At 44.0% G+C, this 15,234-nt stretch carries 14 protein-coding genes; 5 read left to right on the top strand and 9 right to left on the bottom strand.

The genetic code is table 11. From position 1 onward, the window contains the following. The 4 genes from BLW16_RS20835 to ribD all read right to left on the bottom strand — a co-directional run bounded on the left by BLW16_RS20835 (position 1) and on the right by ribD (position 3,855). Positions 1–1,227 carry a multidrug effflux MFS transporter gene (locus BLW16_RS20835; RefSeq protein WP_090559816.1) on the bottom strand — a complete coding sequence of 409 codons (1,227 nt, stop codon included), beginning with the start codon at positions 1,225–1,227 and terminating at the stop codon, positions 1–3. A 108-nt stretch (positions 1,228–1,335) separates the two neighbouring features. Continuing rightward, a complete protein-coding gene (locus BLW16_RS20830) occupies positions 1,336–1,950 on the bottom strand; it encodes an IMPACT family protein (RefSeq protein WP_090559815.1) in 615 nt (204 codons plus the stop codon). Further along, the gene (locus BLW16_RS20825; protein ID WP_090559814.1) at positions 1,940–2,803 is read right to left on the bottom strand and encodes a transporter; all 864 of its coding nucleotides are present in this window, start codon (positions 2,801–2,803) and stop codon (positions 1,940–1,942) included. Before BLW16_RS20825 ends, BLW16_RS20830 begins: the two co-directional genes overlap by 11 nt. Then, positions 2,800–3,855 carry a bifunctional diaminohydroxyphosphoribosylaminopyrimidine deaminase/5-amino-6-(5-phosphoribosylamino)uracil reductase RibD gene (gene ribD / locus BLW16_RS20820; RefSeq protein WP_090559813.1) on the bottom strand — a complete coding sequence of 352 codons (1,056 nt, stop codon included), beginning with the start codon at positions 3,853–3,855 and terminating at the stop codon, positions 2,800–2,802. The genes BLW16_RS20825 and ribD overlap by 4 nt, the downstream gene beginning before the upstream one ends. A gap of 82 nt (positions 3,856–3,937) precedes the next feature. Here ribD and prmC point away from each other — a divergent pair, with 82 nt between their 5' ends. Then, positions 3,938–4,819, top strand: coding sequence for a peptide chain release factor N(5)-glutamine methyltransferase (prmC, locus tag BLW16_RS20815; protein WP_175470672.1), 882 nt, complete (start codon positions 3,938–3,940; stop codon positions 4,817–4,819). Here the strand turns inward: prmC and xerD are convergent. Continuing rightward, positions 4,781–5,680, bottom strand: coding sequence for a site-specific tyrosine recombinase XerD (gene xerD / locus BLW16_RS20810; RefSeq protein ID WP_090559811.1), 900 nt, complete (start codon positions 5,678–5,680; stop codon positions 4,781–4,783). The two genes, prmC and xerD, sit on opposite strands and share 39 nt — an antisense overlap. 43 nt (positions 5,681–5,723) lie before the next feature. On the opposite strand from xerD, the gene aroQ reads away from it, so the two are divergent. After that, a complete protein-coding gene (gene aroQ, locus BLW16_RS20805) occupies positions 5,724–6,146 on the top strand; it encodes a type II 3-dehydroquinate dehydratase (protein ID WP_090559810.1) in 423 nt (140 codons plus the stop codon). Here the strand turns inward: aroQ and BLW16_RS20800 are convergent. Beyond that, the gene (locus BLW16_RS20800; protein ID WP_090559809.1) at positions 6,121–7,146 is read right to left on the bottom strand and encodes a glycosyltransferase family 2 protein; all 1,026 of its coding nucleotides are present in this window, start codon (positions 7,144–7,146) and stop codon (positions 6,121–6,123) included. The two genes, aroQ and BLW16_RS20800, sit on opposite strands and share 26 nt — an antisense overlap. A gap of 105 nt (positions 7,147–7,251) precedes the next feature. On the opposite strand from BLW16_RS20800, the gene BLW16_RS20795 reads away from it, so the two are divergent. From BLW16_RS20795 to mgtE, 3 genes are read left to right on the top strand one after another with little or no spacing between them, the layout of a single operon-like run. Further along, entirely contained in the window at positions 7,252–7,863 is a 612-nt protein-coding gene (locus tag BLW16_RS20795; protein ID WP_090559808.1) for a WbqC family protein, read from the top strand. 4 nt (positions 7,864–7,867) lie between these two features. Beyond that, positions 7,868–8,986 (top strand): magnesium/cobalt transporter CorA, encoded by a 1,119-nt coding sequence (gene corA / locus BLW16_RS20790; protein WP_090559807.1) that lies wholly within the window; start codon positions 7,868–7,870, stop codon positions 8,984–8,986. Between the two features lie 45 nt (positions 8,987–9,031). After that, a complete protein-coding gene (gene mgtE / locus BLW16_RS20785) occupies positions 9,032–10,381 on the top strand; it encodes a magnesium transporter (protein WP_090559806.1) in 1,350 nt (449 codons plus the stop codon). Here the strand turns inward: mgtE and BLW16_RS20780 are convergent. The 3 genes from BLW16_RS20780 to BLW16_RS20770 form a co-directional block, all read right to left on the bottom strand. Continuing rightward, a complete protein-coding gene (locus BLW16_RS20780; RefSeq protein ID WP_090559805.1) occupies positions 10,378–12,537 on the bottom strand; it encodes an FUSC family protein in 2,160 nt (719 codons plus the stop codon). The genes mgtE and BLW16_RS20780 overlap by 4 nt on opposite strands. Positions 12,538–12,639: 102 nt before the next feature. Beyond that, complete coding sequence (locus BLW16_RS20775; RefSeq protein WP_090559804.1) at positions 12,640–13,854, bottom strand: TCR/Tet family MFS transporter; 1,215 nt, start codon at positions 13,852–13,854, stop codon at positions 12,640–12,642. Positions 13,855–14,085: 231 nt separating this feature from the next. Then, positions 14,086–15,234 (bottom strand): tetratricopeptide repeat protein, encoded by a 1,149-nt coding sequence (locus tag BLW16_RS20770; RefSeq protein ID WP_090559803.1) that lies wholly within the window; start codon positions 15,232–15,234, stop codon positions 14,086–14,088.

Below are 15,234 nucleotides of genomic sequence, written 5' to 3'. Positions count from 1 at the left end.
TTAATGAAATGCTACATCGCCATCTTTACTGGCTTCCACTTTATTTTTAATTCTTTTCCTTCCAAAATAAAGGATGGTCAGCGCAATAAGCGATGTGGAGGCCATGATTGCCACCATCGGCAGAGAAGAATGTGTATCAAACAAACCTACTCCAATGGACGCCAGTGTTCCTATTCCCATCTGAATGGCTCCCATCAGGGCTGAAGCACTGCCTCCGTTTTTAGAAAACGGAGCTAAAGACAAGGCTGAGGTATTCGGATTTGCAATACCCAGGCAGCTCAAAAAGATAAACAGTAAAAAGATAGTTGCAGAAAGTCCGAACCATCCGTTGAAGCTTCCCACGATGAAAACTATACCCGTCAGTGCCTGGCAGATCAGGGCTGCAAAAATCAGCTGTTCACTGCTGTATTTCCTGAGCAAAAGCGTATTCACCTGGCTGGAACCAATCAGGCCGATAGATAGAAATGCGAAGATCCATCCATATGTTTCTTCCTTAACGGCAAATATGTCCATGAACAGGAGCGGAGAGCCTGCTACATAGGCGAAAAGCCCTGAAAAAGCTACTGCCCCCGTTAAAGCATAGGTGTAGAACTGCGGCTCTGTCAATACCACGAGGAAATTTTTCAGAATTGGCCTTGGTTTAAGAGAAATACTTTTGTCGGGTTGATAACTCTCGGGTAAACCAAAAATACTGGCCAGTAAATTCACTAGCCCCAGCACCATCAGCACCAGGAATACGGAATGCCATCCAAAAGCGGTAGTCACATATCCGCCAACCGTAGGGGCTATCATTGGGGATACACCTACAACGAGCATCAATAAGGCAAACACTTTCGCATTTTCAGAAACAGGGAACAAGTCCCTCACCATCGCAACAGATGCTACTGCTGCAGCACAACTTCCTATGGCCTGTATACACCGCAATACGATCAGCACATTGATGCTGATAGCATAAGCACAGCCGATGGAGGCAATGATGTACACAATTAAACCAATATACAGCGGTTTTTTTCTGCCGAAACGGTCAAGCAGCGGGCCGTATAGAAGCTGCCCCACAGAAATCCCGATAAAAAAACCGGAGAGGGAAAGGGAAACCTTTGCGACGGTAGTATGCAGATCTTTGGCAATTGCCGGGAAACCGGGCAGGTACATGTCGATAGAAAATGGTCCAAGGGCAGTAAGAGAACCCAGAAGGAGTATAAGAAAAAAGTGTCTTTTTTTAGTCATTAAGTTTTACAGGCAACGTCTGCCGCTGGCAAATTTATGTCAATTATAATCGGACAATGCCATTGGTAGCAAACTTTTGATCATTATGACAAGGTATTGATAAATAACTTATGTTGTACTCAGATATTTGATAGCTATTCCAGCCTGATTTTCAATCCTTTGCAGCACTTTATTCAATTGAGATTTCCTCACCTCAAAATTGATCCTGCATTCGTTGTCAAAATGCTGTTCGAGAACAGTCAGCTGTTCTTCCTTTATCAAACGCATCACATCGTTCATCACCAGGTAATCAAACTTAAGCTCGTATCTGTCATTGACGGTTTTTTCAATGATCCGGGCAGCCTGAACAGCTGCTGCTGCTGCCGATTTATACGCATTGATCAGCCCAGGCACCCCCAGCAGCGTACCGCCAAAATAACGCACCACTACAATGAGTATGTTGGTCAGATCAGCGGAGAGCAGCATATTCAGAATGGGTCTTCCGGCAGTTCCCGAAGGTTCTCCGTCATCATTCACTCGGAATACATTTCTGTCTGGACTGAGTCTGTAGGCATAACAAAAGTGATTTGCCCGGGTATGCTCAGCGCGCAGCTTCAGCAGAATTGGCTTTATTTCAGCATCTGACAGTATTGGCCATGCAAAGGCAATGAACTTGCTTCCCTTATCCTTAAAAAGTCCTTCAGCAGGCTCTGCTATCGCTTTATAGGTATCATCAAACAGCATTCGCCTGGGATAAGGTGATTAACAGGATGGCGGTCAGGGCCAGGGCTATCCCAATATAATTGATGCGGCTTACTTTTTCTTTAAAAAGCATGATACCAACGATACTTCCGAGTAAAATAACTCCCATATTCATTGCCGCAAAAACGGTGGAGGGGTTATCTGACATCGCACGGTGCGCTTTCATATAAAACAGGATATTGCAAAAGTTAAAACAGCCCAGCACAATTCCGCAGGCAAAATTGATCAGCTGAACTTTCTGCTTTTTCAGAACCACGGTATAGGCCAGGATCAACAGGGCTACAATAAAGGACACTCCAAACACAGCCAGCAATGCACTGGTATAGGGGATAGATTTATCTATAGCCAGTTGCTTGAAAAGCACATCAATGACACCAAAGCCTATAAAAACAAGAACAGGATAGACGTAGCTGAACTTTTCTGCCTTGCTGGCCGACTTACGGAAAAGCGTCAGGAATATCGCTATAAAACCTACAATCAGTCCGGCGATTTTCAATCTGCTAAAATTCTCGCCAAAGAGAAACAATGCTGCAAGAATCGGAATAAACAGTGATAGCCGCTGTGCAATATCAGTTTTCACAATACCAATCTTCCTCACCGATGCGGAGAGGATCAGAAAAAGCACGGGCAATAATACTCCCAGTAAAACCACTAGCGGCGAAGGGAGCACAGCAACAGTATCCAGGACAGGCCTGAAGAAAACAAAGCTTAGCAGGATTGCTGCAAGATAGTTCCACATGACGGCCTGTAACACATTGATCTGATATCTCTTCGCCAGTTTAAGCAGCACTGCCACAGTTACACTGCAGCAGATACTTAAAAATATGTATATCATTGATTGTTTATGTTTTCATAAATTGTTAAGTAACCCTCATCAATCGCCGTCACCGATGTGATCCTGCCATTGATCTGGGGGGAAAATACGCCCGTTTCCCAGTTGGTTGAAGAGTTGAAAACCCTTGCCTCATCCCACAGATCAGATGAAATAAACTGATTGAGAATATTGGCGCCGCCTTCAATAATGATGGACTGTATATCCATCAGGTACAACTGAAAGGCTATTTTTTGGGGAAGATAGTATTGCATGTCTTCCATTTCTATAAAGTGTATATTACCAACTACATCGGTTTTTACTTCATTCAACACCAAAGTTTTAGCAAGGTCGTTGTACATATGGTTGTCTGCCGGGATCTCCAGCTTGCGGTCAATCACAATCCTTAGGGGATTCTTACCCGTCCATTCCCGTGCACTCAACTGAGGGTTATCTGCAATTGCAGTCTGCTTTCCAATCAAAATGGCGTCTTCTTCAGTCCTCCATTTGTGCACCAGTTTTTTTGCCAGCGGTCCGCTGATCCATTGCTGCACAGTATTTTTTGGTGCAAAATAACCGTTGGCAGTCCTGGCCCATTTCAGGATAATGTAAGGCCTTTGCTGTGTAATCCTGGTAAAAAACCGGCGGTTAAGATGCAGGCATTCCTCATTCAGTATCCCATACACAACGGCTATACCTGCACGCTGCAGTTTTTCTATTCCCTTACCGTTTACATCCGGAAAGGGATCCCGGTTGCCGATCACAACTTTTTTAACCTGATGGCGGATCAGCAGATCAGCACAGGGCGGTGTCTTTCCAAAATGCGCGCAGGGTTCAAGACTGACGTAAACCGTAGCATTTTTTAAAAGTTCAGCAGCATCGTCACCATGAGCATCCAGCACAGCCCGTATCGCATTCACTTCAGCATGTCCTTCGCCAAATTTCTGATGATATCCTTCACCGATAACTTTCCCTCCACTCACAATTACACAGCCTACCATAGGATTCGGACTTACCTTGCCAATCCCTATTTCTGCCAGTTCAAGACAGCGTTTCATGAATAATTCATCGCTCATAAAACAAAAGTAGCTTCAATTTATGAGATGTTGAAATATTTCAACCACACACATGCAACATTATTGGTTACTTTTGCCATTGATGACACTTAAACAATTAGAAAAATACTTTATTGGGGAATTACAGTTTCTTTATGATGACGAAGAAGCAAGGCAATTGTATGAGCTGACAGTATACCATGTTTCGGGTCTGAACCGTAGCCAGGTCATGTTTAAGACAGATATGGAACCCGGTGAAACACAGCAAAATTCTTTTGAGTATGTTCTTGCCGGACTGAAAGCGGGCAGGCCGCTGCAGCACATTATTGGCGAAGCCTGGTTCTGCGGTTTAAAATTTAAGGTCAGCAATGCCGTGCTCATTCCGCGCCCTGAAACAGAGGAATTGGTACAGTGGATCATGGAGACTGCAGCAGGTGCTGAGGGCCTCAGCTTAATCGATATTGGTACAGGCAGCGGATGTATTGCAGTTACCCTGAAGAGCAGGCTGGAAGGCCTGCAGGTAGATGCACTGGATATTTCTGCGGGTGCATTGTGCATAGCCAGGGAAAATGCGAAAGGAAATGCTGTGGAGATTAACTTCATACAGTCTGACATCCTGGGTTATGAGAGCCTCAGCAGCTATGACTTCATTGTCAGCAACCCCCCCTATATCACACAGGCGGAACGCAAGGAAATGCATATGAATGTATTGTCGCATGAACCTCACCTTGCGCTGTTTGTCAGCGACGAAAATCCCCTGATATTCTATCAAAGTATTGCTGATTTCGCACTGAAGCAGCTCCGCCCGAAAGGATATTTATTTTTTGAAATCAATGAATACTTTGGTAAAGAAATGGTGGATATGTTATCATCTAAAGAATTCACAGACATTCAGTTAAAAAAAGACATGCAGGGAAAGGACAGAATGATCCGCTGCAGGCAGCCCTCAACTCCGGGGATGGAAGCCGGTGATGATCCCCTTTAAATAATCCCTGTCCAGGTGGGTATATACCTCTGTAGTGGTAATGCTGGAATGGCCGAGCATTTCCTGTACCGCACGCAGGTCTGCCCCGCCTTCAATCAGGTGGGTGGCAAAGGAATGCCGGAAGGTGTGGGGACTGATGCTCTTTTTCAAGCCGATCTGGCCGGCAAGCGCCTTGATCATTGTAAATACCGAGATCCTAGACAGGAGAGTGCCCAATCTGTTTAAAAAAATATAATCTTCATTACCCTTTTTTACAGGCTGATGAATCCTGACTTCGCCGAGATAGATATCGAGGAACTTTAATGCTGTATCGCCGATAGGAACAATACGTTCTTTATTTCCTTTACCTGTTACTTTGATATATCCCTGTGCAGCATGCAGATCGGAAATCCTTAAGGTGATCAGTTCGGTTACCCGCAGGCCACACCCATATAAAACCTCTATCATCGCCTTGTTCCTCATACCTTCAGGTTTAGAAACATCAATGGCAGAAATCAGTTCGTTGATTTCTGCAACACTCAGCACATCCGGTAGTTTCCTGCTCAGCTTGGGCGCCTCCAGTTGCGCAGATGGATCAGTTTCAATGAGATTTTCGAGCACGATAAAACCAAAAAAAGACTTCAGCCCGGAGATCACTCTTGCCTGGCTGTTGGCCAGCATGCCCAACTCGCTGAGCCAGGTTAAAAATTCATATAAATCACTGTCTTTTATATCTTTAACAACAAATGGTTTACCTTTAACTTCATAATACTGCAGCAGCTTGTCCAGGTCGTTCAGATAGGCATTCACCGAATTTGCAGACAAGCCTCTTTCCAGTTTCAAGAAGGCTTTAAAGGAGTTATGGTAGGGGTAATTATTCACACAAAAATTTTAATTGTTGTTTTTTAAGGTTAAGTTTGGATGGATGAAGATACAAATTATTAACGGACCGAATTTAAATCTCCTGGGCAGGAGAGAGCCTGGTATATACGGAAGCAGAACTTTCGAGGACTATTACATCGAATTGAAAGACAAGTACGCGGGGGCGGCAGAACTGGAATATTACCAGAGCAATGTAGAAGGTGAGCTGATCAATAAGTTACAGGAAGTCGGTTTTTCCTTTGACGGGATCGTCATCAACATGGGTGGTTATACACATACCTCGGTAGCGATTGCCGATGCAATTGCGGGCATTAAAACTCCCGTGGTTGAAGTGCATGTTTCCAATATCTATGCCAGGGAGGAATTCCGTCATGTATCACTGAGCGGTAAAAACTGCAAAGGTGTATTGACAGGCTTTGGTCTGGACGGATATCGCCTGGCTATTGAAAATCTTTTAGCTGGCTGAAATACCTGATGCCCCTGATAAAATAATCCCATACAATACTGGATTGATAAACGCCGGTATGCCTGATATAGGGCAGCTGGCTTTTCCCTCTTTTCGCAGCAGTCCTGCTCATGTTTTTCAGGAACTGATAATGCGCCTTATTCACTGCCGATGCAAAGCGGATTTCTCCTTTTAACAGGAACTGCAGCAGGGCAACGAAGTCAATACACATACGCAGTAAAAGTGCCCATACAGCTTCGCCGAAAGGCAAGTTCTTTTGCATGATCATCAGGTTGTTACGGAAATTGAGGAACACTTTATAGGGGTTACCCGTGTCCAGGGTACCGCCACCTACGTGGTAAACTTCCGCATCCGGGCAATAGATTATTTTATAGCCCATGTTCTTTAAACGCCAGCAAAGGTCAATCTCTTCCATATGGGCAAACAGGTCCGGGTCCAGTCCTCCGCTTTCTTCCCATTGTTTACGTTTGATAAAGAATGCAGCCCCACCAGCCCAGAATACCTCTTTTTCATCATCATACTGACCATGATCTGTTTCCAGCAGGTCAAATAACCTTCCGCGGCAAAAAGGAAAACAGTTCCTGTCCATAAAACCACCGGCACCACCTGCATATTCAAACTTCGACTGATCGGCAAACCACTTGATTTTGGGCTGTGCCGCGGCGATCCGCTCATCAGCTTCCATCGCCCTGATAACCGGTGCGATCCAGTTTTCAGGCACTTCAACGTCCGAATTGAGGAGTACAAAATAATCGGCCTCTATCTGTTTGATAAGCCTGTTGTATCCCTCGGCAAATCCATAATTCTGATCGTTCTCAATGATTCGGATAGCCGGAAAATTAGCGCGGATAAACTCAACGGAACCGTCAGCAGAGGCATTGTCGCCCACGATCAACTGAAGATTGGGATAACTGGACTTCACTACGCCCGGCAGGAAACGGGACATTAATTCTTTTCCATTCCAGTTGAGGATAACAACGGCTACGCTAGGTTCTGACATTAGGGTTTAAGAGGGGTTAAGACACATAAAAACAGTTAACACTAGGAGATAGCCTTTTTTTATCATTATTTTGCCTGCATTGAAAATGCAAACATAAATTAACCAATGCACAATTCTGCTATATTTCCTCTTTTTTATCTTCCCCCGGTCAGCTACTTCTCTGCCCTGAATGCTGTTCATTATGAATTCCTGCTTGAAAAGGAAGAACATTTCCCAAAACAAACCTATCGCAACAGAACCAGAATATATTCACCAAACGGCCCTCTTGACCTGTTTCTTCCCGTAATCAAGGGTTCCAAATACCATACAAAGATTAAAGATGTGAAGATCAGTTACGATTTTAAATGGCAGCGCCTGCACTGGCTGAGCCTGGAGAGCTGCTACAGAAACTCTGCATATTTTGAGTATTATGAGGATGAACTGGCACCGTTTTATCATCACAAGTTCGACTTTCTGTTTGACTATAATTTAGAATTGCTGCAGTGGATCTTTAAAGCCCTGAAAAAATCGCCTGAGCTGAATTTTACAACAGAATATATCAAAGAAGTGCCTCCGGAAATGGACTACCGCTCCAAGCTTCACTTTAAGACTCCGGAACCCGTAGTTCCCGCAAAACCTTACTATCAGGTATTCGAAGACAGGTCAGGATTTTTACCAAACATGAGCATCGTTGATTTGTTGTTCAACCAGGGTCCACAGGCAAAAAACTACCTTTAATTTTATGTACAAGAGAAGCAGGTCAGGCAAGAAAAAACGCCACTATATATTACCGAAAGCAGGAACAAGCCCGGGGCTGGTCTATATCGATGAGAATGCACTCAAACCCCAGATCACGCTGCACCAGTTGAATGAAAAAAGTTATCAGACCAAGCAGCTTGACAACCTGAAAGATATTGTAAAGATCATTGCAGACAAGAGCTTCACCTTCTGGATTGAAATTAAAGGTTTCGGCTCCCCCGATTTATTCGATACGCTGGGCCGCGACCTGAACATCAACAAACTGGTACTGGAGGATATCACCAGAACCTACCAACGCCCGAAAATGGAAGAATACGATGGCTACGTTTTCGCCGTCAGCCGTATGTTATTACTGGATGAAGATAAAAACCTGGAAAATGATCAGCTTTCGTTTATCCTCACAGATAACGCACTGTTCACCCTGAAAGATACTTATGGCGATTGCCTGGAGCCTGTAAGGCAAAGGCTGGAGGCCGGCAAGGGGAACATTCGCAGTGCGGGAAGCAGTTATATCATGTATGCGCTGATGGATATCATTGTAGATACCTATTTCGAGATCCTGGGTACCTGGAGTGAAGACCTGGACCTGATTGAAGACCGTTTACTGGATAAGCCAGACAAGTCAATCATGTATGATACACAGCTGATCAAGCGGAACCTGATCAATATCAGGAGGGTATCCTGGCCGGAAAGGGACAAGCTGAATGACATGCTCAGAAGTGACAGCCCCTTAATCACCGATCAGACCAAACTGTACGTACGTGATGCTTATGATCACTGTATACAGATCATTGATATTGTGGAATCGCTGAAGGAAATCTCCGCCAGTAATATCGACATGTACCTGTCCATCATCAGCAACAGGATGAACGAGATTATGAAGGTGCTGACCATCATTTCCTCCATCTTTATTCCACTCACCTTTATTGCAGGTGTTTATGGCATGAACTTTTCAGATAAAGACCCCATCACAGGCAAACTCATGCCGGCAAATATGCCGGAGCTTTATCAGCCCCACGGTTATTTATATACCATGATCGTGATGGCCATAATTGCAGTGCTGCAAGTGATCTATTTTTGGCGAAAAGGCTGGTTTAAATAAAAGCCAGGCAGGTTAAAATGGAAAATATACTTACATTCGCAAAGCATGCAATCCTACGAATTGAACAAGACTGATGTCACCAGATTAAAATCTGCATTAACCGGAAGCGACAACCAGCTGGCTGTAATTCTGGACGAATATCATGCGTCTGAAATTGCGATACTGTTTGAAAGTCTGACCAAAGAAGACCGTCAGCGGATCATCAATCTTCTCCCTGTAGAGATTGCCTCGGAAATCATCTCTGAGATGCATGAGGAGGCCCACCCGGAAGAACTCCTGCTTCAGCTGCACCCGGATAAACGTACGGAGATCGTTGAAGAACTGGACTATGATGACGCCACCGATATCATCTCCCAGCTGGAAGAACATGAGCAGAAAGAGATCCTGGGCGACCTGAGTGAGGACGATGCCTCGCACATCAGAAACCTGCTGAGTTATGACGAGGATACAGCGGGTGGACTGATGAACACGGAATTCATCCGTATCCATCTGCATCTGACAAAAAAAGACGCCATCGATGAGATCATCCGCCAGAGCGAGGAGATCGAAGAATTCTATACTATTTTTGTCATTGACCATAACAATATTTTCCAGGGGATCGTATCCCTGAAGGACATCATCAAAGCAAAAGGCAATGTGCAGATCACCGAGCTGGTAAAATCTGACGTAGCCTGGGTAAGCCCCGATACAGACCAGGAGGAAGTAGCCAGGCTGATCTCTCAGTATAATATTACCAGCATCCCCGTACTGGACCAGCAAATGAGATTACTGGGCAGGGTAACATTTGACGATGTGATTGACGTACTGGAAGATGAAAATACAGAAGATATCCTGAAGATCTCAGGCGTATCAGAAGACGAGGAATTGAGCGGTAACTGGGTAGAGGCAGTGAAGTCCAGGCTGCCCTGGCTGATCATCAATTTGGGCACAGCATTCCTCGCATCGGCCGTAGTACGTTATTTTGAGCCTACGATCGCCAAAATAGCCGTGCTTTCAGCCTATATGACCATCATTGCCGGGATGGGCGGAAATGCCGCCACACAGGCTCTTGCTGTTACCGTCAGGAGGATCTCGCTGTATGACCTTACCGACAACCAGGCTTACCGTACCGTATTAAAAGAATTCACTGTAGGACTGATCAACGGGGCGGTAACAGGCCTGATCGTATTTATATTTGCATTGGTATTTGACAATAATCCGCTGCTGGGTGTGGTGATCTTTCTGGCGATGACAGGGAATTTACTGATTGCAGGAGTAACAGGAGCGGGGATTCCCTTGATACTGAAGAGAGTAGGCATTGACCCGGCCATTGCATCCTCAATTATCATCACTACTTTTACCGATGTGTTCGGATTTTTGCTGCTCCTTGGACTGGCCAGTAAATTACTGCTTTAAATCCTGATCTTTTCTGACAGTTTAAAGATGTCATACGCCACCTTCTGAATGAGGTCAAACTGCTCAATGACCAGCGCTTCATTGCTATTAAGGAGTTTTTTATCATCGTTCACGCTTTTGATCAGCGGTACACTGGCCGGTTCGGCCTTAGGTTTGACCAGGTATTCAGCCGAAAGGTTTAACAAATAGAGTGTGTTATTGGCAATGGGTTTCAGCTCATCCGGTGTAGAAAAGAAAAATGAATGCTCCTTATTATACAGGGATAATGTAGCGATATAAGACGACAGGAGATGGTTCAAAGCCGTAAACTGGTGCATTTCCTTCATCAGTTTCTGTTTACTCTTCGGCTCGGAGAACATCCGCTGAAAAATTGAGGCCAGATTGGCTGAAGTCACATACACTTCTTTTCTGGCCAGCTTATAATTCGTCAGGTTCTGTTCGGTCGCGAAGTACAGAAGCGTAACCTCTTCAAAATAAGCCATATTCGCACGCAGTGTATTGAGCATTGCCTCTTTCAGGTTCTCATGTTCCCAGTTTGGGAAAAGGACATAACTCCCCAGCAATGCAATTCCGGACCCGATCAGCGTATCATAGATGCGCTCTCTGGCAATGGACATGCTGCCCATCCCCAGGAAATCAAACAGCACCAGGATATAAGGGGTCATGAACAATACGCTCACCACATAGTTCTTGCGCTGGAAACTGTAAGCACCGATCATACAGAACAACAAAATGAAGAAAAGCGTATGCCTGTCGTGAATATACAGCAGTATGCCCATACCAATGAAAGCACCCACAACCGTACCGATCAGTCGTTCATAATTGCGTTGTTTAGTGAGGCTGAAGCCAGGCTTAGATATCACCAGAATAGTCAGCAGAATCCAGTAGCTATGGGATGAATCGAGCATTCTCGCTACGATAAACCCAATGATCATCACAATAGCAACACGGAGTGCATGCCTGAATGTGGCTGAACTAAAGGTAAGGTTATCGAAAAATAATTTGATATCAATAGGCTGCCTGGTCACAAACCGTTCGGTTTCGATTTCTCTTTTCTTTAAATTCTTTTTCTCGCTTTTATTGAAGTAGCTGTTGATGGTTTTTACCCTTGAAAGGATATTCTCAATATTTACTTCAATGTTTTTCAGTGCAATGATCCCCAAGGTATTGTATTTCCCTTCTTTGTTTTCGTTCTCCAAATTAACGATCTCCTCCTTCAACCGTTTCACCTCATCGATCAGAATTACCGGCGGAAGGGGAGTGCCCCCGGTTTTTAAAGAAAAAGCGATCTCATCAAGCTCAGATGCAATCCTGTTGATGACCCTTTCGTAACTGGATAAAATACCGACAGCATCAAACTGCTCATGCAGATGCTGATAATCATAATAGGTGGACATCACCTGTTCATACAAGTCCACAGTATCTACAAATACCAATAATAAAAATCTTCCTTCAGGCGTAGATTCCCTTACAATTTCCCTGGTTTTAAACAGTAACTCGCGGACGGCGTCCTGTTTTTCATGTACTCCAACCTGATGTTTCAGTAATTCGGCATAATTATCATCATAATCTGTATTCCGATGATAAAATCTTGCCTTTGCCCTGAGAAATTCACTGATCTCATGAATGGATTCACTCAGGGTCTGCTGTACCACCCGGTACGGCCTGAGCTGGTAAAAGAAGAAACTGAGGAATGAATACCAGATGCTGCCGCAGAAAACCAGCAGGGAATACATCAGCACATCTTTCCAGGGGCGGACGTCATCGATGCTCAGTACCATAATCAGCAACACTGCAGTTCCAATGGAAGCAGCCCGCGTACCATACAGGAAAAACATGGAGAAAAGGAAACTGCAGGTGACCAGTAATATGCCTATGAAATAGGGATTTTTGTTTGTCAGGCCAACGATCACAGAGATCAGGGTGATCAGTGCGGTAGTCACCAGCATTGCATTTCTGCGGTGCACACTTGGCCCCGGTGTGTCTACCACGCTTACGCATAAGGCACCCAGTGACAGCGTCATCCCAAATTTCAGCATCCCAAACTGGGCAAGGATCATCGAAGGAAAAAGCACACCGATTGTGATACGCAATCCATCAGCAAAATAAGTGCTGAGTAAAAAATCTTGTATCGTTCGGATCTGACGGTTACTCATTGTTAGACAGGCGCAAAATTAAATATACATTGGTTATGGGTATGGACTACATTTTTATCTGATCAATAATCTGACCGAATATCGCAAAATGTTAAATCTATTTCAGGAATGATATTTTTTTAATGATCTGGAACAAATCACGAGCCCTATGACTGTCAGAACGGCGGCAAGGATAAAGGGTGCACCGGGAAAATAAACGGAACTTTCCTTACTGGTAAAATAGGCGAACAGATTGGTCATAATCAAAGGGCCTATAATGGAGGACAAGCTCATCAGTCCTGCAGTAACACCCTGTAATTCACCCTGCTCATTCGCAGGTATATCGTTTGAAAGTAATCCCTGTATAGCAGGATTAAAAATACCCGCAAAGCAGTATGGAAGTGCAAAAGCAAACATCATCCAGCTCTGAGTGGCAAAGGCGAAAAGTACAAAGCTAATGATATACAGCACCAGGCCGTAAAATACTGCTTTCACCTTTCCAATCTTAGGAATGATCACCCTGATAAGGCCGCCCTGTACAGTTCCAACTGCAATACCTATAAAACCGAGAGAATAACCCACCATAGCTTCGTTCCAGTGGAACTTTTCCATGGTATAATACGTCCAGCTGGATTGTACAGAATTACCAGCAACATATAAAAGGAACAATGCAACTAAAAGGCCGACAAGTGCAGGATATTTTTTGATATGAAGGAGGGAACCTATGGGGTTGGCCCGCTTCCAGTCGAACGCCCGCCTGTTTTCTTTAGCGAGCGACTCAGGCAGGATAAAATACCCGTATAACCAATTCACCAGTGCTAATCCCGCTGAAATCAGAAAGGGGACTCTCAGTCCAAACTGGCTGAACAAACCACCGATCACGGGGCCAACGATAAACCCTATACCAAATGCTGCGCCGATCATTCCAAAATTCTGTGCACGTTTTTCAGGTTCACTCACATCGGCTATATAGGCCATCGCGGTGGTAAAACTGGCTCCGGTTATCCCGGCGACGATTCTTCCTACAAATAACCATACGATTGTGGGTGCAAATGCCAGGAACACATAATCAAGGCCTAAACCAAGCAATGAAGCCAATAACACAGGCCTGCGGCCAAATCTGTCGCTCAAACCTCCGAGCACCGGCGCGCCGATAAACTGCATTGTCGAATAGGAAATGGTCAGCCATCCGCCGTAAACTGCGGCAACACTAATGCCACCACCGGTAAGTTCCTCAATTAATCTGGGCAGAACAGGAATGATGATACCATATCCTGTAAAATCTATCAATAAGGTGATAAATATAAATCCAATTGCTGATTTTTTTTGAGTGGCCATATTTGATTAAAACTATAAATTTATTCTTATTTTTATAGAACCCTATAAAACCAATATTAAATTCTCACAAGAAACGCCAGTTGTCCTGGCGTAAAACAGAGGTGAATAATCAGTTGAACAAGATCTCAATAAAAAAGGATTAATACAGGAATATATTACGTACTATAATTAATATTATGTTAAGTACGATTATTGGATGCTCTTTCCAGAGTAATAAATCAGCCTCAACAATTAAAATTCGTCCAGCTGTGCTCTGAGTTCCTGAACCCTGTCAAACCTGTTTTTGCGGGTATAAATTTCAATCAGTAAATTGATGGTAGATTTATCCTTGGGTTTAGTTTCATGAGCTTGTACCAGGATCACCTCGGCACGGTTCAGATAGGACGCGAACTTCTCTACATCCTTATTCGCAGGCGTTAAAGCTTCGTTGCCAAGATTAATGTACACCAGTCCCAATTGGTACAGGGCATCAAAATAATTCCTGTCAATGGTCAGTGATTTGTTGAATGCCAGTTCAGCAGTGCCCATATTCGCATTTTTCTGATGAAGGTATCCATACAGGTAATACAGCAGTTTGCTTCTTGTTTCAACTTTCAGCGTATTCTCAATCACCTGTCTGGCGTCTGAGTATCTTTCATCGTCCAGTAATATGTTCATATAATCATTGTTTAACAAAGTATTATAAGGATTCAGGTTCAGTCCTTCTTCAAGTGCCCTGGTAGCTTTAGCGGTATCCTGCCTGTTTTTATAGATCGTTGCCAGGCGCTGGAAAACCACAGGGTTTTTTATGCCATTGTCTTTAGCCCGCTTGAAATAATCAAATGCGGCATTATCATTCTTTGTGCCTTCAGCACTTAAAGCAGCGTTAACAGCCAGTACGGTATCTTTAGGAAAGAAATCGCTGACCTCCCTGAGGTAATTATATGCAGCAGAGAAATCTTGAGCTGCATAAGCCTTGTTTCCTTTTTGCTGTTTTTTGATGTTGATATTATAGTTTGCCGCTGCAATCAGACCTGAATTATCTTCATAATTTTCAAATCTTTTTGCTGAATCTATTGCCTGCAAAGCCTGTTGATAATATTTATCGGAATTGCTTTCACTAGAGTCAGTGATTGCAATATAAGAGCTCAGGTATGATTTGATCGCCCATGTTTCCGGCCATTTTTTTGTTTTGCTATCTTTTTCTGTGGATTCACTTGCCTTAATCCCTTCCGACAAGATATCCATCTTTGTTTTGCGGTCTTTTTTATTTGCAATCGCAGCCTGAAGTTTTCCGACACTATTTTTAGCGATCAGCATTTGTGTTTTTTGCGCAAAAACCTGAGAGGAATTGATTACTAGAAAAAATGCAGCAGAATAAATAAGTCGTTTGTCAATCAT

Origin of the sequence: Pedobacter hartonius (assembly GCF_900107535.1) — a bacterium.
GTDB lineage: Bacteria > Bacteroidota > Bacteroidia > Sphingobacteriales > Sphingobacteriaceae > Pedobacter > Pedobacter hartonius.
This window is presented reverse-complemented; position numbering and strand designations above follow the sequence as displayed.